Genomic DNA, 23962 nt, shown 5'->3' on the forward strand with positions numbered 1-23962 from the left:
CCTCTCATTATTGAATGAACCCCCTGCGTCGTCAACCGGACCCCCGAATGTCTAAGGGCGTTTCGCGCGGTCGATCACGACGGCCGCTCGAGCAGCCGCACGCGCCAGGCGCTCTCTCCCGGGGCCGGCAAGCGGCCGTGCCCCGTCCGGTGACCGGGGACCAGCGCGACCTCCTCACCGGCGACGAGGATCGGCACCGAGCTCCGCTCCCGCCTCGGCACCCGCGCCTCCATCAGGAGCCGCGCCACCTTCTTCCGTCCCTGCTCGCCCAAGCGCAGGCGGTCGCCGAGACGCGGGCCGCGGAGCTCATAGACCTCGCCTCGCCCCGGGGCGCGCACCCACTCTCCCGAGAGAGGCGCGGCCGGGGCCGGAGCGCGCACGACCTCCAGCTCGCGGCCGGACCACTCGAAGCGCCCCTCCTGGAGCCGCCTCGCGACCGACGCGTCCGGCTGAGGGCCGGGGTCGGGCTCGCTCCGCTCGAGGCGAAGCGCTCCGTAGGTCCGGACCGCCCGCACCCCCGGCAAGTCGACCACCGCGCTCCCGTCGGAGCAGGCGGCGAGCCGCGCCAGGGCCTCCACGTGCCGCCGCGACAGCCCCCGCGCACTGCCCCGCGCCCGCGCATAGGCCCTTCGCAGCGCGCGATGCAAGACCCCGGTCGGCCACCGCCCGAGCTCCTCCACCGAGAGCGCCCCATCGTGATCTGCCCGCCGCAAGGCACGCCGCGCCTCCGCCTCCAGCGCCCGATCCTCTTCTCTCGAGGTTCGCGCCAGGCGGCACAGCGCCTCCACGACGCGCGGGTTCTCTTCGGCGAGCAGGGGAAGGATCCGACGGCGCACGCGATTTCGCAGGTAGGCGTCGCTCTCGTTCGTCGGCTCCCGCACGGGAACAAGCTCGTGGTGAGCCAGGTACTGCTCGACCGTGGCACGATCGACTCCGAGGAGGGGCCGGATCCACGGCCCGCTCTGCCAGGCCATCCCTCGTAGCCCCCGGAGTCCCGTGCCCCGGAGCACGCGCATGAGCACCGTCTCGGCCTGATCGCTCGCCGTGTGGCCGAGCGCGATCCACTCCGCCTCGAGCTCCGAGGCAAGCTGCAGCAGCGTCGCGCGCCTCGCCTCGCGCGCCCGCTCCTGGAGGTTGCCTCGGTCGGCCTCCAGCGCCACGCGCCGGTTCACGAAGCGCAGGCCCAGCCTCTCGGCGAGCGAGCTCGCCATCGCAGCCTCGACGGCGGACTCCGCGCGCAGGCCGTGGTCGACGTGCGCCGCCACGAGGTCCCATCCGCGGGCCGCCGCGAGGCCGGCCAGGCAGTGCGCGAGGCAGAGCGAGTCCGGCCCGCCGGAAAGGGCCACGACACCGCGGCTACCGGGCAGCACCCGGATCGGGCCCTGGAACGCCTCGCTCACCCGGCGAGGCATCGGGAGGTCGTTCATCTGTGGAGCTCCATCCAGGACGCCTGCCTACCACAGGTCAGGAGCGAGGCGCACAATGTTGACATCCTCCAGGCGGGGCCTCAACCTGATGCCCCATGGCCCGGAAACGTCTCGGTGAGCTGCTCGTCGAAGCCGGTGTCATCGATGAACTCCAGCTCCGCTCCGCGCTCGCCGAGCAGCGCAAGTTCGGGCGCCCCCTTGGACGGGTGTTGGTGGAGATGCGGATGGTCTCCGAGGACGCGATGGTGAACGTCCTCAGCCACCAGCTCAACATCCCCGCCGTGAAGCTGGATAGCCGCCCGCTCGAACCAGCGGCCCTGCGCCTGCTGGATCTCGAGTTCTGCCAGCGCTACGCCTGCGTGCCCTTCGCCTATCAGGAACGCGGCAAGTTCCTCGACGTGGCGATGGCCGACCCCACCAATCAGGAGATCTTCGACCAGGTCCGCGTCCGCACGCGGTGCAACGTGCGGCCCTACCTCTCGGGCGTCATGTCCATAGACACCGCGCTCAAACGCGCCTACCCCTCCAGCGTGACGCCAACCGAGCCCCCCGAGTCCTGGATGGGCGTCCGCACCGACGAGCCGATGTTCGAGCTGGATGGCCGACGCGGGACGCCCCCGAGCCGAGAGGTCCCGGCGATCGCGACGGGACGCTCCTCGGTGGAGATCGACCTCGACCAGGACCCGCCAGCTCCGAGCGTATCGGTGCGCGTCACTCCGTCAGGGGCGACTCCTCCGGCAGGAACGGCCTCTGACCCGCAGCTGGACGAGGTCCTGGCACAGGTGTCCCAGATGAAGGCGCTCATCGACCGGGACGAGAAGGTCCTTCGCCGCCTGCTCGGGCTCCTCATCGAAAAAGGGATCTTCAGCCGCGACGAGCTGCTGGCGCGGCTGCGCGAGGACTGAGCCGTGACCCACGGAGTCATCCGTCGCACCGGGTTCCGCACCGGCCCCCGCGAGCAAGCTCCCGCCGCCCGTGTCGTCGACGCCCTCGTCAGCGCCCCGGACTCGCGCGGTCAGGTCCGACAGCTCCCGAGCATCGTGCTCCATCGGCTGGTGGCGGAGATAGGGCTCGGCGATGCGGTGGACCTCGTCGCGCTCGCCAGCCCCGACCAGATCCGCGGCGTGCTCGACCTGCAGGTCTGGCAGGGCGACCGGCTCGACAGCGACGAGCTGCTCGACTGGCTCTACACCCTCGCCGCGCTCCCCGAGGACGCCCGGCGCCGCAACCTCAACGCCCTCGACGTGGAGCTCGTCGGCTGGCTCTTCGCCGCCCGGACGCGCATCTATCTGCTCGCCGAGCAGGAGCCACCCGACGAACCCGAAGGCCCGATCTATCGCACCCCCGACGGCTGGTTCGCCCTCGAGATCCTGGAGGCGGACGAGGCGTCTTTCGAGCGGCTCGTGCAACTGCTCGAGACGATGTACGGCGACGACGCCGATGCGGCGCGCCGACTGCTGCAGACCCTGACCTGGGAGCTCCCCTCCGAGCTCGAGGAGATGGCGCTGCGCTGGCGCAACGGCCGGCTCGAGGATCTCGGCTTCGTGGATCCGCTGACCGCCCTCAGCCTCTACACCTACCTCGACCCGGGCAGCGTGACACTCGACGAGCGCACCTTCGACCGCGCCGACCCGAGCTCCACCACCGCTCCGTCGCTGGAGCTCGTCCCGCTGCTGCAGGTGGAGGGGAGCACCTTCCTCGGCCGCGCCCTCGCAGCGCTAACGGATCCTGCCGAACGCGCCCGCCTGGGCCACGCCCTGCTGACGCTCAGCAACTGGGCTCTCGCGGCGGACCGCGTCGCGCCGACCGACGTCGAAGGCGCGCGGACAAGTCTTGTCGCGCTGCACCACCGGCTGAGTCTCGCCCTCGAGGTCCTCGCCCACGGCGAGCCGGCCCGCGGCGCGGAGTTCCTCGGCCGCGTCGCCGTCCTGCGGCTCGCCCGCGTCGGACACAGCTTGACGCTCGCCCTGCGCGAGCGTCTGCGTCCCCTCGCCCGGCAGGGCCTCCTCGGCCGCACCCCGCGGGCGGTGGACCTCCTCGACGAGCCGCTCGGCAGCCGGATCGCGGGACTGCTGGCGCTGCGCCCCTACTTCGTCGACGCACGCGAGGGACCGCGCCCCTTCCTGACGCGCGCGGACCTCGCCGAGGCGGCGGGCTGGGTCGAAGAGGCGGCGATGGCCACGGCGCTGGTGCCGAAGGGCACCTGGCCGAGCCCCCTCCCCGACGAGCTCACCCTCGGAGACCTCTTTCGCACCGCCCTCGCGCGCCAGGTCGCAGGGGGCGAGGGCCCGCTCGCACAGCCGGAGCTCGCGCGCTTCCTGGCCCAGGTGCTCCCCCTCGAGACCCGCGGAGCGGAGCTGCGAACTGCGGCCCTCCGCCTGGCGGAGGCGCGCCTCGGGGTTGCCCCCGGCCCGGTCGCCACCCGGGTGGTAGAGGGCTGGCTCGACGGCCTGGCGGCGGCCGTGCAGGCCCTTCGCGTAGACGACCTGGACCTGCGCTTCGTCTCCGGCTTCCACCTGCGCCGGGCGGGCGGCGCCCCGAATTAACGCTGAGATCACCGAGCACTCGACGAAGACCGGCCGGCGCGCCGGGCTTGACATCGCGGCCGCGGTGCGAGTAGAGACTCACCGGGAATACCTGGAGGGCTCCCGCGGTTCTGAGGCCGGCGAGTCCTAACGCCTCGGCGCTCCTTCCGGGGGCTGGATCCGTGGAGAGCTCAGCATGACAGGCAACGGCAGCGCTGTGCCGCGCAGAACCATGATCGAGGTCCAGAACCTCGCCAAGGACTACGGCAGCTACCACGCCGTGCGCGGCATCTCCTTCGACGTGCACGGCGGCGAGGTGGTGGGGTTCCTCGGGCCCAACGGCGCCGGGAAATCCACCACGATGAAGATGCTCACCTGCTACCTCGCGCCCACCGCGGGCATCGCACGCGTGGGTGGCGTGGACGTGGGCGCCGACCCGCTCGCGGTCAGGCAGCAGCTCGGTTACCTCCCCGAGGACACGCCGATCTACCCCGAGATGACGACCCTCGAGTTCCTCGAGTTCGTCGCCGCCATGCGGCGAATCCCCACCGACCGGCGCCGAAAGCGCATCCGCGACGTGGCCGAGGTCTGCGGCCTCTTCTCGGTGATGGGCAAGCTCGTCGGCGAGCTCTCCAAGGGCTACCGGCAGCGGGCGGGGCTCGCGCAGGCGCTCGTGCACGACCCGGCGATCCTGATCCTCGACGAGCCCACGAGCGGCCTCGACCCGAACCAGATCGTCGAGATCCGGCAGCTCATCCGCGAGATCGGCCGCGAGAAGACGGTGATCCTCTCGACCCACATCCTGCCCGAGGTCCAGGCCACCTGCAGCCGCGTGATCATCATTCACGAGGGGCGGCTGGTGGCCGACGGCACCCCCGGCGAGCTCTCCGCGCAGGAGGGGGAACACGCGTACCGCCTGCTCGTCGAGGCGGTGGGGCTCTCGCGGGAGCAGGTCACGGAGAAGCTTCAGGCGATCCAGGGGGTGAAGAGCGTCTCCGAGGTCGACGGGGACGATGGGGCCCTCGGCCTGATGGTGGCGGGGGAGAGCTCGCGCGACCTGCGGCGCGACCTCTTCGCCTGCGCACGCGACAACGGCTGGATCCTCCTCGAGCTCAAGCGCCAGACGCTGAGCCTCGAAGACGTGTTCCGCAAGCTGACCCGGGAGTAGGGGCGCCATGCACAACGTCCTCACCATCTGTCGCCGCGAGCTCGGCGCCTACTTCAACTCGCCGGTGGCCTACATCGTCGTCACGGTCTTCCTGCTGGCCAGCGGCTACCTGTTCTTCTCCCAGGTCTTCCTGGTGGGCGAGGCCACGCTCCGCGACTTCTTCGGCATCAGCCCGCTCATCTTCATCTTCTTCGCCCCGGCGGTCACGATGCGCCTCATCGCCGAGGAGAAGCGCTCCGGCACGATGGAGCTGCTCATCACCCTCCCCGTGAAAGACTGGGAGGTCGTGGTCGGCAAGTTCCTCGCCTCGCTCGGGCTGCTCGGCACGGCCATCCTGCTCACGCTCACCTACCCCCTCAGTCTCAGCACCATGGGCAAGCTGGACTGGGGCGCGGTGACCGGCGGCTATCTCGGCTTGCTTCTCCTCGGCAGCACGTACCTCGCTATCGGCCTGATGGCCTCGAGCTGGACGCGAAATCAGGTGGTGGCCTTCATCATCTCCTTCGCCATCACCTTCGCCCTCTACCTCTCGGGCAAGCTGCTCCCGCTGATGCCGCCGAGCCTCGCCCCGATCATCGAGTACGTGAGCCTCGACTCGCACTTCAACAACATCGCGCGCGGGGTCATCGACACCCGGGACCTCGTCTACTACCTCTCGCTCGTGGGGGCGTGCCTCTTCGTCGCCACCCAGTCCCTCGAGAGCCGTCGCTGGAGATAAGACCATGGCCAACGACAAGCTCAGCCGCGGCGGCAACGCCGTCCTCTACAGCGTCCTCACGGTGGGCATCCTGGTGCTCGTGAACGTCATCGCCAGTCGCACCTTCGGGCGGCTGGACCTGACGCAGGAGCGCATCTACACCATCAGCGAGGCCTCGAAGAAGCTGGTCGCCGGGCTTCCCGATCGTCTCACCATCAAGGCCTTCATCAGCGCCGACCTCCCGCCGCAGGTCCGCTCGCTGGCGCGCTACGTGCGAGACATGCTCGACGAGTACGCCACGTACTCGAAGGGCAAGGTGAGCTGGGAGGCTCTCGACCCGACGAGCGACGAGAAGGTGAAGGACGAGGCGCGGCGCCTGAAGGTCCAGCCGGCGCAGCTCTCGGTCTACGAGAAGACCAAGGCCTCGGTGAGCCAGTCCTACCTCGGCGTGGCCTTCCAGTACGGCGGCAAGGTCGAGTCGCTCCCCTTCGTCTCCCGCATGGACGACCTGGAGTACGAGATCTCCTCCGCCATCCGGCGCCTCAGCACGAAGAAGCGGAAGATCGGCTTCACCAGCGGACACGGAGAGGCCAGCTTCCAGCAGGGGCTCCAGGCCGCCAAGGAGGCGCTGAAGGACCACGAGGTCACCGCCGTGGACCTCACCGAGGGGAAGACCCCCATCCCCTCCGACGTGGACGCGCTGGTCGTCGTGGGGCCCACCCAGCCCTTCGCCGAGCGGGCGAAGTACGAGCTGGACCAGTTCCTCATGAAGGGCAAGCCGGTGGCCTTCTTCCTCGACGGCATGGTGCTCGAGACGCCGCGCGGCTCCTTCGGCGGCCAGGCCCCGCCGCGCATCGCCCGCGGAAACTCGGTCGGGCTCGGCGAGCAGCTCGAGCACTACGGCGTGAAGATGCGGGAGGACCTCATCTTCGACCGGCAGAACGCGCGCGTGGTGCTCCCCGCCGCCGGTGGGCAGCGCGTGATCACCAACTACCCGGGCTTTCCCGTGGTGACCACGCTGTCCCGCGAGAGCCCGATCTCGCGCGACCTGAAGGCCTTCATCCCGATCTTTCCGAGCTCGCTCGAGCTCGTCGGTCCCGCCAAGAGCGGCGCGGTGAAGTCCATCGTCCTGGCCTCGAGCACCCAGGCGAGCTGGCGGCACACCGGCTTCTTCCTCTTCGACCCGCTCCGGCAGCCCGAGCCGAGCAAGGAGCTCGGACCGTTCCACTTCGCGGTCTACCTCCAGGGGAGCTTCGGTAGCTACTTCGCCGGCAAGGCCGTCCCCACCGTGGGTCCCGCCGGCAAGCTCGCCGAGAAGGAGCAGAAGCCCGCGGCGCAGGGACCGAAGAGCGCCCCCTCCGCGCGGCTCGTCGTGGTCTCCGACGCGGACCTGGTGAAGGACCAGTTCCTGGGCGTCTTTCCGGACAACCTGATGCTCCTGCACAACGTGGTGGACTACCTGGCGCAGGACGAGTCCCTCATCGCCATCCGCGCCAAGACGCAGACGCGCCGGCCGCTCGAGAACGTGGAGGACAGCACGGTGACGCTCATCCGCGTCGGGAACATCGTCGGCGTCCCCCTCGCGCTGATCCTCGTCGGCCTCCTCCGCTGGCGTCTGCGCCGCGCGGCCCGGCAGCGACGCGCCGAAGCCCTGGTGAAGGGCGACCTCTGACCCTCGACGGACGGCCCCATGAACCGCAAGACCATCCTGGCCCTGATCGTCTTCGTCCTCCTCCTCGCCGCCGCCTACGCGGTCGTGCGGAGCCCCGAGAAGGGGGACCGCTCGGCCACCCCGAAGACGCGGCCCCTCCCCGCCATCACCGCCTCGGCGGTCCAGCGCCTCACGGTGCGTGGCAAGTCCGGCGAGGTCGTGCTGGAGCGCGACGGCACGCGCTGGAGGCTGACGAAGCCGGTGGCGTACCCCGCGGACCGCGTGGCCGTCGAGGCCGCGGTCGAGCGACTGGGGAAGCTCGAGTTCGGTGACCTGGTCTCGGAGCTCCCGACCAAGCAGAGCGAGCTGGAGGTAGACGACCGGACGGGCATCAGGGTCACGGCCGAAGGGGGTGGCAAGGTACTCGGCGAGCTCACCGTCGGGAAGGTGGTGGAGGAGTTCACCATGGTGCGCCCCGCCGGGAAGAATCAGATCTACCAGGCCGTTGGGGCGTTCCGCATGGACTTCGACCGGGAGGTCAGGAACTGGCGGGACCGCACCATCCTCGAGCTGAAGCAGGACGAGGTGCGCGGCCTCGAGGTCACCTCGCCGTCCGGTCGCATCTCGCTGGCCCGCAAGGATCAGAACAGCCCGTGGAAGGTCGAGTCTTCGACGGTGAAGGTGGAGACGCTGGACGAATCCGTGCCCCGCAACCTGGTCGCCTCGCTCAGCAGTCTGGCGGCCCTGGACTTCGCCGACGGCGTGACGGCCGAGAAGGCGGGGCTCGACAAGCCGAGCGCGACCATCGTGGCCCGCCTGGCAGGAGGCAAGAGCTACACCGTGCTCGTCGGGGCCTCGGAGAAGGACAATACCTGGCTCAAGCGCGCCGACCAGCCGCAGATCTTCGTCGTGCAGAAGGCGAGCCTCGAGGGTCTCGCCCGGCGCCCCATCGACTTCCGCGACAAGACGGTCCTCTCCTTCAAGCCCGAGGACCTCGTGAGCCTGTCGGTGACGCAGCAGAAGGAGGGGGAGACCTCTGCGGTCAAGCTCACGCGCAAGGGTGCGGAGTGGAGCAGCGGCGGCAAGCCCCTCAAGGACGCGGACAAGGTCAAGCAGGCCGTCGAGGCCCTGGCCACGCTGAAGGCGGAGTCCTTTGCCAGCCACCCCGCGAAGGAGTACGGCCTCGACAAGCCGGCCTGGACCTTCGAGCTCGAGCTGAAAGACCGCACGCGCCATCAGCTCGCCGTGGGAGCCGTCGAGAAAGACGGCTTCTACGGGCTGACGCGCCGCGGAGTCGCGGACCTCTTCACCTTCCGGAAGTACTCGCTCGAGCGCTTTCAGCTCGAGCCCAAGAACTTCAAGTAGGACTACCTCAGGCGCCAGCGCGTCCCGGTACCTCGGAGGGTGCGCTTACCGATGGCGAGCTGCATCTTCACCGTCGGCAGGCCGGGCAAGCCCCCCGCGGAGGGAAGCGTGCCCGCTCCTTTGGGCTCGAGCTGCCCGGTGACCGAAAGCCCCCGACGGGAATGCGCGACGACGGAGATCTGGCCGACGAGGGCCGGTGCCCCCTGGCCGAGCGGACCCACCTCCGCGCGCCCGGCGAGGCTCAGAGGACCCACTGCAGATTTGCTCCACACGAGCCCGCCCTTCAACGCAAACGCCCCGTCGAGCCCCTTGCCCGCGAGGCGCTCGATGACGAGCTCGTGTTCGGAGAACCGGGCCTCGAGACTCAGCTCCGTGAAGCGCAGGGCCCCCACGGTCAGCCGCTCCGCGGTCAGGGTCACCTGCCCCTCGAGGCGTGGAGCTGCCCCGGGCTTGTCGACCTGGATCGCGAGTCCCCGCAGTGTGGCCCGGAGCCCGGCGAGCTCGACGCGCGCCCCGCCCTCGCAGACCACCCGGATCGTCCCGCCCTCCACCTGGCCGTGCTCGACGCGCACCTTGGCGGCCTGCGCGACCCGAAGTCCCCGCCCGAGCTGCGCGGCGGGCAGCGACGCGGCGAGCTCTCGCACCTGGACCCGCTCGACGCCTCGGCCTCCCCCCTGCAGGAGGCTCGTGCGCAGTCGTACCTCCGCGACGGAGAGCGAGACCAGCCCCGGAGCGCCCAGGGCGATCCGCCGGGCCACGAAGGTCGACTCGAAGAGCTGGTAGGCTACCTCGCCGATCCGGACCGGAACACCTAGACGCTCCCGCAGCCTCTCGGCCACCAGTCGCGCCAGGTCCTGCCCGCCGTCCCCCTTCGCACTGCCCTTCCGCGGGGCCTTGGCCCCTCGGCCGCCCGGTTCCCCGCGCACGGGCGCTGGCAGCAGAAACCCGCAGGCGAGAAGACACGCGAAGGCGCAGCGCAACCGCACTACTTCTCTCGCTCCTTGATCCGCTGCTGGAACGAGTAGGGCCGCTGCGCGCGACCTCGCCGCCGCGGGCGATCGTCCCCCTCGTCTCCCCCGTCGTCGGAGAGGTACTCGGTCGAGGCCATGGCGGACAAACCACCGCTCGGGATCCCCTCGAGGCCTCCCCCCTCGCCCGCCCCGAGCTCGGCCTCCTCTCGCTCCAGCTCGTCTCCGGCACCCGCGCCGACGTCCGCGTCCCCCTGCTCATCGGCCGGCACGAGCATCTCCAGGCGCTCGAGAGGGCTCTGCAGGAAGAGCACGGCCCCCCGCGGCTCCAGAAAGTTCTTCGACGCGTCTGCCTTGTAGAACTCGTCCAGCGCGTCGTCAGCCGAGGTGTATCTCTCGGCGGCGTCGTCTTGCGTGAGCCGGTCGAAGAGGTCGTCCACGATCTTCGGCAGCGTCGGGTGCAGCCGTGTGGGCATCGGAGAGCGGCGCCCCGGCAGCTTGCGGGCCAGCATCTCGTAGAAGGTGATCCCGAGGGCGTAGAGATCGGTCTGGATCCCCACCTTCGTCGGGTCGGAGAAGAGCTCCGGCGCCATGTAGGCCACCGACCCCATGCCGATGTAGACGTGCTGGATCACAGCCTGGTCGCGCTCCACCACCCGCGCCATGCCGAAGTCCGTCACCCGCACGTTCCCCGAGCCGTCGAAGAGGATGTTCTCGGGCTTGAGTCCCCGATGGATCACGCGCTTGCCGTGCGCGTGACTGAGCGCGTGCAGGAGCTGCAGGAGCACTTTCACGCAGAGCTCGGGAGGGACCGTCTTGGCGTACTTCAGCACCCGCCGGAGGTTTCCCCCCTGGACGAAGTCGGTGACGACGTAGGGGTACTCGCGCGCGGTATTCCCATCGAGGATCGCGGCGATGTTCGGATGCGAGAGGCGCGCCGCCCGCCGCACCTCATCGTCGAAGCGGCGGACGATCTCCTGACGCTGCGGCTCGGTGAAGAAGCCAAAGAGCTCCCGCACCTCTTTCAACGCCACCTCCCGATCCAGCATCACCTGCCGCGAGAGGTAGACCGTGCCGATCCCGCCGGAGCCGAGGACCCGGAGCTTCTCGTAGCGATCGTCCACGCGATCGGAGGCGGGAGTCGAGGCGCGCCGCCCTCCGGCGGGAAGGCCGGAGGCGGGGGGCTCCTCCCGCGGACGAGGCCGGGCGAGGATCGAGCGGAAGTGGTGCACGACGTCGATCACGAGCTCGGCCATCTTCTCGCCCGTGACCACGCGCTCCCCGTCTGTCGTGATGTTCACGAGGTGCGCCGCGCGGTCGTAGGTCACGTAGCCGAAACGCTCGAGAAAGCCGAGGTAGTCCAGCAGCCGCAGAGAGAGCGACGGCTCGGCGAGCCGCCTGAGCTCCTCGTACGGCACCTGAGGGGAGTACTTGGCGGCGGTCAGGAGGTTGTCGAGGACGAACCGCGCCTCCTGTGCCACGAGCTCCTTCGTGAGCCTGGACTTCCCTTCCATCGTCTCCGCGCGCCGTTGAAATCGAGGAGCTCAGCGTAACCGCCCGTGCCCGGCGTGGCAACTCCCCGACCACTGCCCGCCCCGACCGAGCTCCGGTCAGCGCGACGTGCACGCGCGAAGGGACGACGATCGGACGCCGTCAGTTCCAGGTCCCCGACGGAGGATCGCGGGGCACGCGCGGACGCCGCACGAAGAGCTTGATGAGCAACATCCCGGCCACGAACCCGCCGATGTGCGCGAACCAGGCCACCCCCCCGAGGTTCCCCTGCATGAGCCCCTGCACCACCTGCAGCACGAACCAGAGGCCCAGGATCACCATCGCCGGCACATGGATGACCTGGATGAAGATGAAGATGACGAGCAACGTGTGCACGCGGGCCCGCGGGAACTGCAGCAGGTACCCCCCGAGGACGCCGGCGATGGCCCCGCTCGCGCCGACGGTAGGCACGATGGAGGTGGGGTCGCTCGCGATCTGCACCCCCGAGGCCACGAGTCCGGTCAGGACGTAGAAGAGCAGGAAGCGCCAGCGCCCCATGCTGTCTTCGACGTTGTCACCGAAGAGCCACAGGTACCACATGTTGCCGATGAGATGCATCCAGCCACCGTGGACGAACATCGCGGTGATGATCGTGAGGGGTATCGGCAGCAGCGCCGGAGGCTGGTCGGGAAAGCGCACGATGTCCGTGAGCGTCGTGATCTCGAGGGGGATCGCGCCGGCCGCACGGACGAACAGGGCCGCCCGCGGAGCCGAGAGCAACGACTGATAGACGTGGACGAGCGTGTTCACCGCGATGAGCGCGATGGTCACGACGGGCAGACCGCTGCGAGGGTTGTCGTCTCGAATCGGGAAGAACACGGGCCGCCTCCACCGAGAAGCATAAGGGCCCGGCACGGAATAACCCGCTCATTGTGGCGGCCGATCCATCGCGACCAGCGTCGTTGCTCGTCGGTTGCTTACCGACGGGTAGGCGCCCTCCTCGCGCCTCGCTGGCCGCGCGCCTCGACCACCACAACCCGATCTGCTTATTCCGTGCCGAGCCCTTAGCGCCGCTGTCGTTTCCGTCCGGTACCGCCGTTGACACCGGCGGTAGCCCCCCTCTATACTTCGCGCGGTTTAGCCGAACTACCAGGGCGAATGAAACTCTATAGCGCGAAGATCCCGATCATTGCCAGGGAGATCCTGGAACAACTCACCAAAGCTGGGGACATCGAAGTCAACAGCCGCCCCGAGGCCGAGCTCGACGTCCAGAGCGTGCTGAAGGAATACCTCCGCATCGAGCGGGAGATCATCGAACAGGCGAAGGACGAGGTCGAGAAGAAGAAGCTCGGCTACGGCGAGCTCGCGAAGATCAAGCGGCGGATCGCCGAGCGGCAAGAATTCGGGCTCGGCGAAGAGGGGCTGATCTGGATGTGCAACCAGATCCTCGAGACCTTCATGCAGTCGAGCTTCATCGAGGAGATCTTCGCGACGGACGCCGTGATGCGCAAGAAGATGGCCGACGTGCTGCGCAAGCAGATGGCCGTGGACGAGGAGCTCGACGCCGAGGTGCGGCAGCGCATCAAGAACCTGCAGGAAGGCACGGCCAACTGGGACGTCGAGTACGCCAAGGTGATGGACCAGATCAAGCGCAAGCGCGGGATCGGCGAATCCTGATCCGCGCCGCGCGGCGGCCCTGGCTTTCCGAGGTGACGGTTCGGCGGTGGCAAACATCCTGGCCTACATCGAGCTCTCGGGAGACCAGCCCACTGCCTCCTCCCTGCACCTCCTGCGGGAGGGTCGGCGCCTCGCCAGCCAGCTGGGTGCCACGCTCTACGCCTTCCTCCCCTGCGCGAGCCCGCCGAGCTACGGCGACGACGACATCATCGCCCTCCTCTCCAGGTACGGCGCCGACAAGGTCATTCTGAGCGCTCACGCGCCGCTCGGACTGCCTCCCCTGCACGCGGCGCACGGAGCGACCCTCCTCGAGGCCTGCCAGCGATTTCCCGCGCACCTCGTGCTGCTGCCCGCCGGACGCACCGGGCTCGAGCTGGGGCCACGGCTCGCCGTCGAGCTGAGCGCTCGGCTCGGCATGCACGCCCGCATCAGCCGAGAGCGCGGAGGCGTCTTCTACGTGCAGCAGGCCTACCGGGGCACGCACGCGGTACGCGATCGCCTCGACGACACGGCGCAGCCGGCGGTGCTGACTCTCGCCGCCCCCGACGAGGAGCCCGCCCCGGTGGCGAACGCCTCGGAAGAGGCGGAGGTGCTGGTTCTCCCTGCTCCCGGGACAGCTGTCGCGGCGATCCGTTACGAGGGTCGGGGACCCCTGCCGGGGAATAGCCCCGCCACCGTCCCCATCGTGGTCGGCGGAGGTGCGGGGCTCCTCGACCGCGAGGACTTCTCGCGCCTCGAACAGCTCGCTCGCCTGCTCGGAGGGCTGCCCGTCGCCAGCGCGACGGCCTGCGCGCGAGGCCTCTGCCCAGCCGAGTGGCAGGTGGGCCTCGACGCGACGCCGGTCGACGCGCCGCTCTACCTCGCCTTCGGCGTCTCAGGGTCCGATCGGCACCTGGCGGCCATCGGGGCGCACACCACGACCATCGCGGTAAATCACGACCCCTCGGCCGCCATCTTCCGCGTCGCCCGCTACGGCCTCGTCGCCGACGCGGGGGAAACCCTTCGCGCCCTCCTCGCCGCGATCTCGCCGACGGAGGCCCGCTAGTGCGAACCGTGGTCCTCGTTCACGCCCCGCGGCGCGGCCCCGGCCGGTCGGAGCTCCTCGAGGGCCTTGCCCCCTGCGAGTCGGCCGCCCTGCGAACGGCGCTCGGCCTCGCGCGAGAAGGCACCACCGTCACGGCCATAACCGTGGGCCTGCCCCGGGAAGACGACGTCCTCCGGGCCGCGGTGGCGTTGGGGGCCGACCGCGCCATTCGCGTCTGGGATCCGAACGTCGATCTCGACAACCCGAGTTCGGTAGGCGCGCTGCTCGCTGCAGCCTTGCGGGAGGTCGGCTTCGACCTCGTGCTGGCGGGCGAACGGTCGAGCGGCTGGGGCTCCTCCGCCGTGGGCCCGGCCGTAGCGCACTACCTCGACGTGCCGCACCTGACCGGCGCCCTCGCGATCCACGGCGACGAACAGCTCTTGCTCGTCGAACAGAGGCGCTCGGCCGAGAGCCTCACGCTGGCCGCCCGGCCTCCGGTCGTCATCACCGTTCTCGACGGCCCTAGGCGGCACCGGGGCCCGGTGGGCTTTCCCGCGGCCATCGAGGTGCTCCGCCCCGAGGACGGTAGCCATCGCGACGCGGTGCCCCCCCTGCTGCGAGGCACCCCGACGCCTAGCACCTCGCCGCAGGCGGAGCTGCTCCCCGACTTCTCCGCGCTGCTCGCGCGCCTGCAACAAGTGCGCAACCGGTAAGCGCGGACGCTTAGCGCTCGGTCGCCACGAGCTGACGGGCTAGCGCGAGGAGGGTGGCCGCCTCGTTCAGCTGAGGGTCGTCGAGTACGCGGAGAAGAAGCTCCTCGAGAAGACGCCCGAGGGCCGGTCCCGGCGCGAGCCCCAGCTCTCGCATCAGCACTTCGCCGGTCACTGCCAGGTCCTTCGCCGCAAGCACCGGCCCCTCGCTGAGCAGCGCAAAGGTCCGGCGCTCCAGCTCCGCGAGCGCCTCTAGGCTCGCCTCCGAGCCGGAACGGGCGGCGAGGTCGGCCCGTCGAAGCGCGAAGAGTCGCCCAAGCTCGGAGCCGCCAACCCGGCGCATCCAGTGCCGGAGGGGCGCGTCTCCCGGTCCAGCGACCGCGATACAGTGGTGCCGAACCAGGTAAGCCGTGGTCTCCGCGTCCCGCCGCGACAGCCTGAGCCGGCGCCCGACCTCGAGGCTCGAGCGCGCCCCCACCTCGGCGTAGCCGGGCTCGTCCTCCGTCTCGTGGCGACCCACGTCGTGCAGGAGCGCCCCGAGCCGCAGCAGCGCATCCGGCTCCAGCGCGTCGCACACGGCGAGGCTGTGCTCGAGGAGGCTCCCCGCCCCCTGCGCCCCGGCGGAACGCTGCGCGAGACGCGCGACCTCGGGGAGGACCGCCTCCAGCAACCCCGCGCCCTCCATCAGCCGCAGGCCGACCGACGGCACGCGCGCCGCGAGGAGCTTGAGCAACTCCTCCCGGGTACGCTCCGCCGACACGCGCCGGAAGGTGCCCAGCGCCGAGGGCATGGCCCGCAGCGTCTCTTCCGCGATCCGGAACTCCAGCACGGCCGCGAGTCGCACCGCGCGCATGAGTCGCAGCCCGTCCTCGCCGAAACGCTGCGCCGGGTCACCGACCGCCCGGATCACACGACGGTGCAGGTCCTCCCGCCCACCGAGCGGGTCCTCCAGCACGCCGGCGATCGGGTCGAGCGCGATCGCGTTGATCGTGAAGTCCCGTCGCTGCAGATCCTCCTCGAGGGTGTGCACGAACTCCACCTGCGAGGGCCGCCGCCCGTCGGCGTAATCTCCATCACCGCGGTAGGTCGTCACCTCCACGACCCAGTCGCCCTGGTGCACCGTCACCGTACCGTGCTTGATCCCCGTCGGAACGGTACGGCGGAAGAGGCGCTGGACGTCGGGGGGGCGCGCCGAGGTGGCCACGTCCCAGTCCACGACCGGACGCCCGAGCAACATGTCGCGAACGCTGCCCCCCACGAGGTGCGCCTCGAAGCGCGCCCGTCGCAGCACGCGACAGACCTCCACGACCCCGTCAGGGATGGCCGCGTAGTCGAGCGACACGGGTCAGCTCCTGAGCCCGTCCCTGCCCTGCAGGCGGCCGAAGATCTCGTCCGCGCGCGACCGGTACTGGTCGGCCTCCTTCCAGTTCCCACACCGATCGTGGAAGTCGGCCAGGCCGGCGAAGGTCCGTCCCAGCTCCGCGAGGTGCCCGAGCTCGGTGAAGAGGACCACCGCCCGATCGAAGAGCCCCGCCGCCGCCGACCGCGCATTGGCGTCCGCCCCCCGACCCGCAGCTACCTCGGCCAGCGTGCGCAGAGCGGCGCCCATCTGCGGGCGGAGCCCCTGCTCCTCGGAGAGGGCCAGCGCGCGCGAAGCCTCCTCTTCCGCCCCGACGAGGTCCCCGAGCGCCAGTCGAACCTCGGCCCAGGTGCGGCCGCAGTCCGCCTTGAGCCGCCCGTCTCCGAGCAGCCCGGCGAGCGCCGAGGCCTGGGTCAGGTGCTCTTGCGCCTCGTCGAGCTTGCCGAGCGCCAGCATCGCCTCGCCCAGCAGCAAGAGCAGGTCCGCCTCTCCCGCACGGTCGGCGATCGCCCTGGCCTGCTCGAGGGCCTCGCGCCAGAGCTCGACGGCCCGAGTGTAGTCGCTCTGCGCGCGGTGTGTGGTTCCCAGGTTGGTGAGCGAGTCCACCACGCCCAGGCGGTCCCCTACCGCGCGCCGCACCTCGAGGGCCTCGGTGAGACACGCCATCGCGTCGGCGAACGCTCCCGAGTCCCGGTGCACGCGTCCGATACAGTGCAGCGAGACGGCGATGGCCCGCGGATCGCCGAACTGCCGCTTCAGCGCGAGCGCCTCGCGGTGTTGCTCGAGCGCGGCGCCGTACTCCCCCTTGACCCACGCGAGCTGCCCGAGGTCGTCGAGCACCGCGGCCACCCCGCGCTGATCCCCTGCCAGTCGAAAGAGTCGCAGCGCGAGCTGCAGGTGCTGGGACGCCTCCGCGTATTGCCCGAGCGTGCGGTGGACGCGCCCGATGCGCCGGTGCGCCGCCCCGCCCTTGGCCTTCTGGTCGAGCAGCCAGCTCATGCGCCACATCTGCTGGAAGTGCTCGAGCGCCTCGGGGTGGCGGCCCACGAGCGTGCAGACGTCGCCCAGGTTGTGGAGCGCCTCGATGCGAGCGAGGACCTCGTCCGGATCCAGGAGCGCGAGCCCCCGCTCGTAGAACCGGATCGCCTGCTCTCCCGCGTAGCGAGAGCGCGCCTTGTCGCCCGCGTGCACGTAGCAGTACGCGGCCCGGCGGCGATTCCCGCCCTTCTCGTAGTGGTCGGCCAGATACTCGAGCTGCGCCTCGCTCCGGTCGGGAAGTCGCGTCTCCAGCCACTGCGCGGCAAAGAGGTGGTAGTGGCGCCGCGCCTCCGGGGTCACCATGCGGCCGATCAGCTCGCGCTCCATGTTGTGCTTGAACGCGTACTCCACCTCGCCCGGGATCGACGAATCGGGAAGCTTGAGGAGGTAGTCCCGCTCGACCAGCCCGTCGAGGATCTCGGTGATCGTCTGCTGCAGCACGTCCGCGACCCAGAGGTCCCCGCGGCCCGAGAGCGCGTGCTCCGAACGCGCGAAGCAGAGGAGCGCTCCGAGCCAGAAGACCCCCCCGAGGGTCGTGGCCTTCTCCAGCACGTCGCGTTCCGCCGCCTGCAACACGGCGATGCGCGCGTGGACCGCCTCCTCGACCGACATCGGGAGCTCGACCTCTTCTAGCCGCTCGAGGTCCACCGTCGGCTGCTCCCCCTCGACGCGCAGGATCCCGTCGGCGAGGAGCGTCCGCACCAGCTCCTCGACGAAGGCCGGGTTGCCGCCCGTCAGCTCGATCGCCGCCTGCGAGAGCTCCTCGGGAAGCTGCCCCACCTCCGGGAGTAAGGACCGCAGCAGCTGCACCGTCTCCTCGTCACTCAGCGACGAGAGGTCGAGGCGCGTGTGGTCGCCCTCGAGGCGCAGGAAGTCGGGGTGCCGCACGAAGAGCTCGGGACGGCAGCAGGCCACGAGTACCACCGGCGCCCCCCCGAGCGTCTCGGCCAGGGCGCGCACGTCCCCGAGCGACCCCTCGTCCGCCAGGTGGAGCTCGTCGAACATCACGACGAGAGGCGAGCGGTGCGCGTCCAGCTCGAGGAACCGGCGCAGCATGGTGCGGCCGATGGCCTCGTAGTGCACGGGGGCGTCCTCCATGGCGCGCAAGAAAGGTGTCTCTCGCACCGTGACGCCGAGAGGCCCCCCGAGGAAGTGCAGGAACTCCGCGAGTCGCCGGTCCTCGAGCACCTCCTCGAGCTGCGCGCGCACGGTTTGTTCCACGTCCGTCGCCCCGTGGACGCCGAAGCGCTGCGCCAGCAGGCGGGTCACCAGCGCATGCGGCGCGTCCCCGTCGTGCGACACCACGCTGAGGCAGCGCACCGGGATGGCGCCATCGGCCAGCCGGGTGGCCCATTCGGACAGAAGCCGCGTCTTGCCGACACCCTGCGTGCCCACGAGGACGACCGACTGGGGCGTCTGGTACTGCACCGCGCGCTCCAGCAGCAGGTCGAGCTCGCGGAGCTCTCGTTCCCGCCCGGTCAGGGGGGCGTGGTCGAACGTGCCGGTCCGCAAGGGCGCGACTTGGTGCATGGGCTCGTGGAATCGGTTAGAAGACGAGAACTACGGCAGGGAGAGTAGCGCGCGGGCGAACGGAAGGCTAGCGGGGGAAGGCTAGCGGCGGCGACGGCGACGCGACACGAGGAGCCCCACGAGAGCGAGGCCTACGAGGATGGCGTACGGCGCGTCGGAGGTCTCCACGTACGAGACGCGGCAGCATCCGCCGCTGCCTCCCGTGGTGCCACCGTCCCCGCCCACGCTCCCGTCCACTCCGATCGGGAGGCCGCTGTCCCCCGTGCCGCCACCGCTGTCGCGGACCGTCCCGCCGTCACCCACGGGGGGCACGTTCCCGTCTCCTCCAACCCCGCCGTCTTTCTTGACCGGCACGCCGCTGTCCCCGATGGCCGGACCGTTCGGGTCGCACGCCTTGGGCTGGGCCGGCTGCGTGCAACCGGCCTGCGCCTTGTCGAAATAGATGTACGTGGCCCCGTCCGTCTGCTCCTGCGTCAGGGTGCGCTGCTCCACGCCCACCTGGATGTTCACCTGGCCCGTCTTCTGATCGGCGCCGACGAAGTATCCGACAGCTCCCGGGATCATCTGAATCATGGCCGAGCGAATGTCGATCTGGTTCTTCTTGCCGTCGGGGCTACCGATGACCCACTCGTACGCGCTGGTCGGGCTGGCGTTGAGACCGATCTGGGCCTCCTCGATCTCCCCCGACGCCACGTCCTTCCACTTCATGTTGTACTGGTAGATGCTGCTCCCGCCGGGCCAGGTGCTCGGGCTCTCCGCGTTCGTCCCGAAGTACACCACGATGGCCCCTTTGACCTGCGTGATCAGCGTGGTCTGGACCCCTTCGAGCTTGAACTTGAGGTTCGTGCACTTCAGCTCGTAGGCCTTGAAGGCCGCCATCACCTCGTCGGTGACCTTGGCGCGGTCGGCGGGCATCTTGCCGCCCGTCTTGGGGTAGTAGATCCAGACCTTGATCGGTTGCGCCGTCGGCCAGTGCGTCGCCACGCCCTTCCCCGGGTTCTTCTCGTCCGAGGTCCAGTAGCACATCGCGCCCCAGGCGGCCCGCCCTCCGAGGAGGGTCGCGAGCACCGCCGCCGTCAAGACTCCTAGTCTCTTATGCATTACGTATCTCCTGCCTATGAGTGGATAGAGGGTAGCACTCGGGAATTGCGGCTCGCAATTCCGCGCACGGACCATTACCGGCGTCGCCGCCGCCCCCGCGAAAGGAGCAGCCCCGCAACCCCCAGCAGCAGGCCCGCGCCGAGCGGCCACGCACCCGCGCGGTCACCCACCTCGCAGCCACATCCCCCGCCGCCGTCGCCCGCACCGCCGGTCCCCCCGCCGTCACCGAGGGGGATGACCGTCCCGTCGGTCGCCGCCGGCGGAGCACCGTCGTAGGGCCCTCCGCCGCCCGCCTCGGTCCTGGGTCCGACCCCACCGTCCCGGCCCCCGCCGCCCCCGTCGCGCACGCCGGTCCCGCCACCGTCCGTCTTCGGCGCGACTCCGCCGTCCCCCGGAGGCGGTGGGGTCCCCCCCGGGCAGTTCCCCGCCGGTGCCGGAGGCGCGGCGCACCCCGCATCCTTGTAGAGATAGAGTACGGCGTTGATGTCGTCCTGACTCAGCTTGCGCTTCGAGGTGTCGCCGAACTTGAGCCCCGGGAACATCACGGACCCGGGCGTCGTGGACTCGCCGAAGCCCAGGACCTGTCCGATGAGCGCGGTGACCTCGTTTTGCACGTCCAGTGCCGTGGCGCTTCCGTCCGTGGCCCACTTGTACTGGCTGTTGAAGCCGTTGAGCGCAATCGACCCCCGCACCAGCCCGCCGAAGTTGTCGTGTCCGAGAAACGTGAACGCCGCGTACTTGGGGTCGGTCGGATAGCCCGTCGCGGAGGGGTACCAGAAGACGTAGATGGCGTACTCGTTGTGTTCGAAGGGCGTAGAGCCCTGGGGGAAGGTCCCCGATTTGGAGAACTTCAAGGCCGAGCAGGGCACCGAGCCCCAGGTCTGGAAGGCCGCGTCGATGGCGGCCAGGATCTTGGGGTCGGTCACAGCGTCGGAGATCTTGTAGGGCACGACCTTCTTCCAGGCCGCCTGCTTCGTGTAGCCCTGGAAGCTTCGAATGCAGTACGCGTTCGCCGACGGAAGGCGGGCAACTGCGATGAGCGAGCAGACAACCAGCGCGCCCCATGGCCGCATGCTGATCCTCCCTGGGGTGGAGAAGCGGTCGGCCCCGCAGAGGAGGCCGACCGCTCGTGGGTTACCTAGAAGTAGCAGCTGAAGTCAGCGGGCACGCACTGGTTCGTGGTCCCACCGCCGACCTTGATGGGCAGGCAGCTGAAGCCCGTCGGGCAGCTATTCCCGGAGCAGGCCGACCCGCAGAAGGTCTCCATCGAGTTCGTGATGATGCAGCGTCCACCGTTCTGACACGCTGGCTTGCGCGGGTCGCAGAAGCTGCAGAGCTGACCCCACTTGCCTGCCGCCTCGAGCTCCTTCTGCTTCGTCGTGCAGAACGGCACGGCCGGCGGGTTCTCCGGCACGATGCAGTCCGGCGACTCGCAGCACACCGGGTTGAAGTAGAAGTGGAAGCAGCCGCACAGGTTGTCGGGTCTCCGCTCGCTCGCGAGCTCCTGGCAGTCGAGCACGCTCTTGCCGTTCACGACGCGCGTGGGCCACGAACCATCCGGCTTGCAGGTGATCTGACCCCAACCGCAGTACTGCAGGCCGTCGCACCACATCTTGCGTCCCGGGACGCACTTCTCGCCCGGCTTCGGATAGGGCCCCGGAGGCGTCGGGGGCTGGTCCACCTGCGAGCACTTGGTACCGCCGAACTCCGTGCCCGACTTGCACGACCAGTACCCGCCGCCCGGCGGCACGTCGTTGGTCCCGATCGGTCGGGTGCAGATCCACGAGTCAGGAGAGTTCGCCACCTGCTTGCACGTCCAGCCTCCACCTCCCGGCGGCGGGCTGCCCGCGGGCAGGTCGCCCACACAGACCTTGACCTTCTTGCCCCCCTCGGTTCCCTCGTGGCAGCGCCACGTCCCGCCGCCCGGCGGCAGACCACCGTTGTCGTCCTGCTTGGTGCAGACCTTCTTGCCCTCGGCGTTGGTCTCGCACTTCCACACGCCGCCGCCCGGAGGAGGCGTCGTGCCGGGAGGAGTCGTCGTGGTCGGGGGCGGCTCCTTGCGCTCGCAGGTCAGCTGCGCCGCGCCAGCCACGCAGATCCACTTGCCCGCGCCGTCCGGCTTGTTCGCCGGGTTCGGCGGGTAGTCGTAGGTGCACTCCCAGCCCTTCTCGGAGTCCGGCTTGCAGGTCCAGCCGCCGCCACCCGGGGGCGGATTGCCCGAGGTGTCGCCGCTGCCCTTGCACTTGTAGCTGAACTCGTTCCAGGTGCACTTCCAGTCCCCGCCGCCGCCCGGAGGTACCGGCGTGTGCTGGGTGCACTTGCTCTGGTTGAGGTCGCAGTTCCAGAGGTTCTTGCAGCTGCAGATCACCCCGCGGTCCGGACTGCCCGTGCACTTCAGCTCGGAGGCCGGGCAGCACTTGAGCGGATCCGTGCACGGCGCAAACGGATCCGAGTCCGGATTTGGCGGTGGCTCCGTAAACGGCGGAGCTTCGCCCGCACAGCTTGCCAGCGCGAGAGCGAAGAATGCCGCTCCTGCCAGAGACTTCGTGAGGTGCCAGCCGCGTGACATGGTGGTCTCCTTCAAGGTTCCGTGCCTTCTAAGGGCAAGATAGGTGCCATGCGGCGCCCCCGTCGGGCGCGACTCACGCGCCCACAAGGCACTGCAATGGTGAGACTTTGTGGCGCGTCGGGATCCCTCGACCTGCGACTCGAGCCCCACCATGGGGCTCTGCCACCCCAGGTGCGTGGACAGGTTGCGACGCTCGAGCGGAAAGGCACCCGTGGGAGATCTCCCTCTGACTCAGACGACGATGTTGTGCTTCTTGAGCAGCTTGTGGAGGTACTTGCGGTCCATGTCGGCTTCGCGAGCCGCGCGCGAGATGTTTCCCTCCGACCGCCGCAGGAGCCAGTCCAGGTAGCGCCGCTCGAACGCGTCGCTCCACCGCTCCTTATTGTCGCGGTACGAGGCCTTCGGGTCGAACTCCGGCTCGAGTCCGCGGCCTCCGGCTGGAGCCGGCCGCCCCGCCCCGAGCCCCATCACGCTGATGAACTTCATCGCGTCATCGCCGGCCTGCCGAGACAGGTAGAGGCCCCTCTCGAGCACGTTCCGCAGCTCCCGCACGTTGCCCGGCCAATCGTGGGCCGTGAGGATCGCCATCGCCTCGTCGGGGAGCTCCTCGTCGGCGAACCCCAGCTTCGCCGCGAAGTCCTTCACGAGGAGTGGGACGTCCTCTCGTCGCTCCCGGAGCGCGGGGACGTACACGGGCACCACCGAGAGCCGGAAGTAGAGGTCCTCCCGGAACTTCCCCTTCTCCACCTCCGACCGGAGGTCCTGCTTCGTCGCCGCGACCACCCGGATGTCCACCCGGATCGTCCGATTGCCTCCCACGCGGCGGATCTCCCGCTGCTCGAGCACGCGCAGGAGTTTCGGCTGCAGGTCCAAGCTCAGCTCGCCGAGCTCGTCGAGGAAGATGGTTCCACCGTCGGCGAGCTCGAACGCCCCCTGGCGCGTCGCGGTAGCCCCGGTGTACGCCCCCTTCTCGTGGCCGAAGAGTTCCGACTCGATGAGGTTGCTCGCGACGGCGCCGCAGTCCACCACCACGAAAGGGCCCTCGCGGCGCCGACTCAGCGTGTGGACCGTTCGGGCCACCAGATCCTTGCCGGTCCCCGTCTCCCCCTCGATGAGCACGGTGGCCTCGGTAGGGGCGACGCGCTCCAGCAGCCCGAAGATCTCGCGCATCGCCAGGCTGCGCCCGACCATCGCCCCCAGGCGCTCGTGCTCGCTCGGCAGGATCTCGATGCGCTCTTCGAAGGGCTGGAACTTGACCTGCACCGTCCCGACGGTGACGACCGAGCCCGCGCGAACATACGCTTCGCGCACCTCGGCCCCATCGAGAAACGTGCCGTTCGTGGATTGCAGGTCCCGCAGCAGATAGCCGCGCGCATCGCGCAGGATCTCGCAGTGGACGCGGGAGACGGTGTCTTCGGGGAGCACGAGGTCGTTGCTCTCGTGCTTGCCGATGCGGATTACGTCACCCGCGATGACGTACTCTCGGCCTCGCTCGGCGCCTTTGAGGACGACGAGCTTGCACTGGCGAAGGTGAATCGCGCGGTCTCCGCCATGGGCCTGCCGCGTCTTGGCTGTGTCTCGCTGCTCCAAGCCTGATAAGCTGTTGGAAAGGCTTGAACCACACTAACAACCGGCCCTGACGGCGTCAAGCAACGTGGCCT

19 protein-coding genes are annotated in these 23962 nt (G+C 69.8%); 9 read left to right on the forward strand and 10 right to left on the reverse strand.

The annotated features are described in order from the left end of the window. Nucleotides 1-74 precede the first annotated feature (74 nt). Complete coding sequence (gene tilS, locus IT371_18050) at nt 75-1427, reverse strand: tRNA lysidine(34) synthetase TilS (protein MCC6749573.1); 1353 nt, start codon at nt 1425-1427, stop codon at nt 75-77. Between the two features lie 95 nt (nt 1428-1522). Between tilS and IT371_18055 the strand changes: the two genes are divergently transcribed. The 6 genes from IT371_18055 (at nt 1523) to IT371_18080 (ending at nt 8833) form a co-directional block, all read left to right on the forward strand. Beyond that, complete coding sequence (locus tag IT371_18055) at nt 1523-2332, forward strand: hypothetical protein (GenBank protein MCC6749574.1); 810 nt, start codon at nt 1523-1525, stop codon at nt 2330-2332. 3 nt (nt 2333-2335) lie between these two features. Continuing rightward, nucleotides 2336-3973 carry a hypothetical protein gene (locus tag IT371_18060; GenBank protein MCC6749575.1) on the forward strand — a complete coding sequence of 546 codons (1638 nt, stop codon included), beginning with the start codon at nt 2336-2338 and terminating at the stop codon, nt 3971-3973. 211 nt (nt 3974-4184) lie between these two features. Next, nucleotides 4185-5120, forward strand: coding sequence for an ATP-binding cassette domain-containing protein (locus IT371_18065; protein ID MCC6749576.1), 936 nt, complete (start codon nt 4185-4187; stop codon nt 5118-5120). 7 nt (nt 5121-5127) lie between these two features. Further along, nucleotides 5128-5838 carry an ABC transporter permease subunit gene (locus tag IT371_18070; GenBank protein ID MCC6749577.1) on the forward strand — a complete coding sequence of 237 codons (711 nt, stop codon included), beginning with the start codon at nt 5128-5130 and terminating at the stop codon, nt 5836-5838. Nucleotides 5839-5842: 4 nt separating this feature from the next. Then, nucleotides 5843-7489 carry a GldG family protein gene (locus IT371_18075; GenBank protein MCC6749578.1) on the forward strand — a complete coding sequence of 549 codons (1647 nt, stop codon included), beginning with the start codon at nt 5843-5845 and terminating at the stop codon, nt 7487-7489. A gap of 18 nt (nt 7490-7507) precedes the next feature. Continuing rightward, nucleotides 7508-8833: a DUF4340 domain-containing protein gene (locus tag IT371_18080; GenBank protein ID MCC6749579.1), complete on the forward strand. Its 1326-nt coding sequence runs from the start codon at nt 7508-7510 to the stop codon at nt 8831-8833. Nucleotides 8834-8835: 2 nt separating this feature from the next. On the opposite strand, the gene IT371_18085 is transcribed toward IT371_18080, so the two are convergent. From IT371_18085 to IT371_18095, 3 genes are all read right to left on the reverse strand, one after another. After that, complete coding sequence (locus IT371_18085) at nt 8836-9819, reverse strand: hypothetical protein (protein MCC6749580.1); 984 nt, start codon at nt 9817-9819, stop codon at nt 8836-8838. After that, on the reverse strand, nt 9819-11315 hold the full coding sequence (locus tag IT371_18090) for a serine/threonine protein kinase (GenBank protein MCC6749581.1): 1497 nt from the start codon (nt 11313-11315) through the stop codon (nt 9819-9821). The genes IT371_18085 and IT371_18090 overlap by 1 nt, the downstream gene beginning before the upstream one ends. A gap of 139 nt (nt 11316-11454) precedes the next feature. Continuing rightward, nucleotides 11455-12159, reverse strand: a complete 705-nt coding sequence (locus IT371_18095; protein ID MCC6749582.1) for a rhomboid family intramembrane serine protease — start codon at nt 12157-12159, stop codon at nt 11455-11457. A gap of 291 nt (nt 12160-12450) precedes the next feature. Between IT371_18095 and IT371_18100 the strand changes: the two genes are divergently transcribed. From IT371_18100 to IT371_18110, 3 genes are read left to right on the forward strand one after another with little or no spacing between them, the layout of a single operon-like run. Beyond that, nucleotides 12451-12969, forward strand: a complete 519-nt coding sequence (locus tag IT371_18100) for a DUF507 family protein (GenBank protein MCC6749583.1) — start codon at nt 12451-12453, stop codon at nt 12967-12969. A gap of 46 nt (nt 12970-13015) precedes the next feature. After that, the gene (locus tag IT371_18105; GenBank protein MCC6749584.1) at nt 13016-14014 is read left to right on the forward strand and encodes an electron transfer flavoprotein subunit alpha/FixB family protein; all 999 of its coding nucleotides are present in this window, start codon (nt 13016-13018) and stop codon (nt 14012-14014) included. After that, nucleotides 14014-14706, forward strand: a complete 693-nt coding sequence (locus IT371_18110; protein MCC6749585.1) for a hypothetical protein — start codon at nt 14014-14016, stop codon at nt 14704-14706. Before IT371_18105 ends, IT371_18110 begins: the two co-directional genes overlap by 1 nt. A 10-nt stretch (nt 14707-14716) precedes the next feature. Here IT371_18110 and IT371_18115 read toward each other — a convergent pair whose 3' ends face one another. From IT371_18115 to IT371_18140, 6 genes are all read right to left on the reverse strand, one after another. Beyond that, nucleotides 14717-16045, reverse strand: a complete 1329-nt coding sequence (locus IT371_18115; GenBank protein MCC6749586.1) for a hypothetical protein — start codon at nt 16043-16045, stop codon at nt 14717-14719. A 3-nt stretch (nt 16046-16048) separates the two neighbouring features. Further along, a complete protein-coding gene (locus IT371_18120) occupies nt 16049-18631 on the reverse strand; it encodes a tetratricopeptide repeat protein (GenBank protein ID MCC6749587.1) in 2583 nt (860 codons plus the stop codon). Nucleotides 18632-18712: 81 nt separating this feature from the next. Further along, nucleotides 18713-19732 (reverse strand): hypothetical protein, encoded by a 1020-nt coding sequence (locus IT371_18125; GenBank protein MCC6749588.1) that lies wholly within the window; start codon nt 19730-19732, stop codon nt 18713-18715. 74 nt (nt 19733-19806) lie between these two features. Further along, nucleotides 19807-20805 (reverse strand): matrixin family metalloprotease, encoded by a 999-nt coding sequence (locus IT371_18130; GenBank protein MCC6749589.1) that lies wholly within the window; start codon nt 20803-20805, stop codon nt 19807-19809. A 65-nt stretch (nt 20806-20870) separates the two neighbouring features. After that, nucleotides 20871-22301, reverse strand: a complete 1431-nt coding sequence (locus tag IT371_18135) for a hypothetical protein (protein MCC6749590.1) — start codon at nt 22299-22301, stop codon at nt 20871-20873. 231 nt (nt 22302-22532) lie between these two features. Further along, complete coding sequence (locus tag IT371_18140) at nt 22533-23891, reverse strand: sigma 54-interacting transcriptional regulator (protein MCC6749591.1); 1359 nt, start codon at nt 23889-23891, stop codon at nt 22533-22535. Nucleotides 23892-23962 lie beyond the last annotated feature (71 nt).

Source organism: Deltaproteobacteria bacterium, assembly GCA_020848905.1.
In the GTDB taxonomy this organism is placed as follows: Bacteria; Myxococcota_A; Polyangia.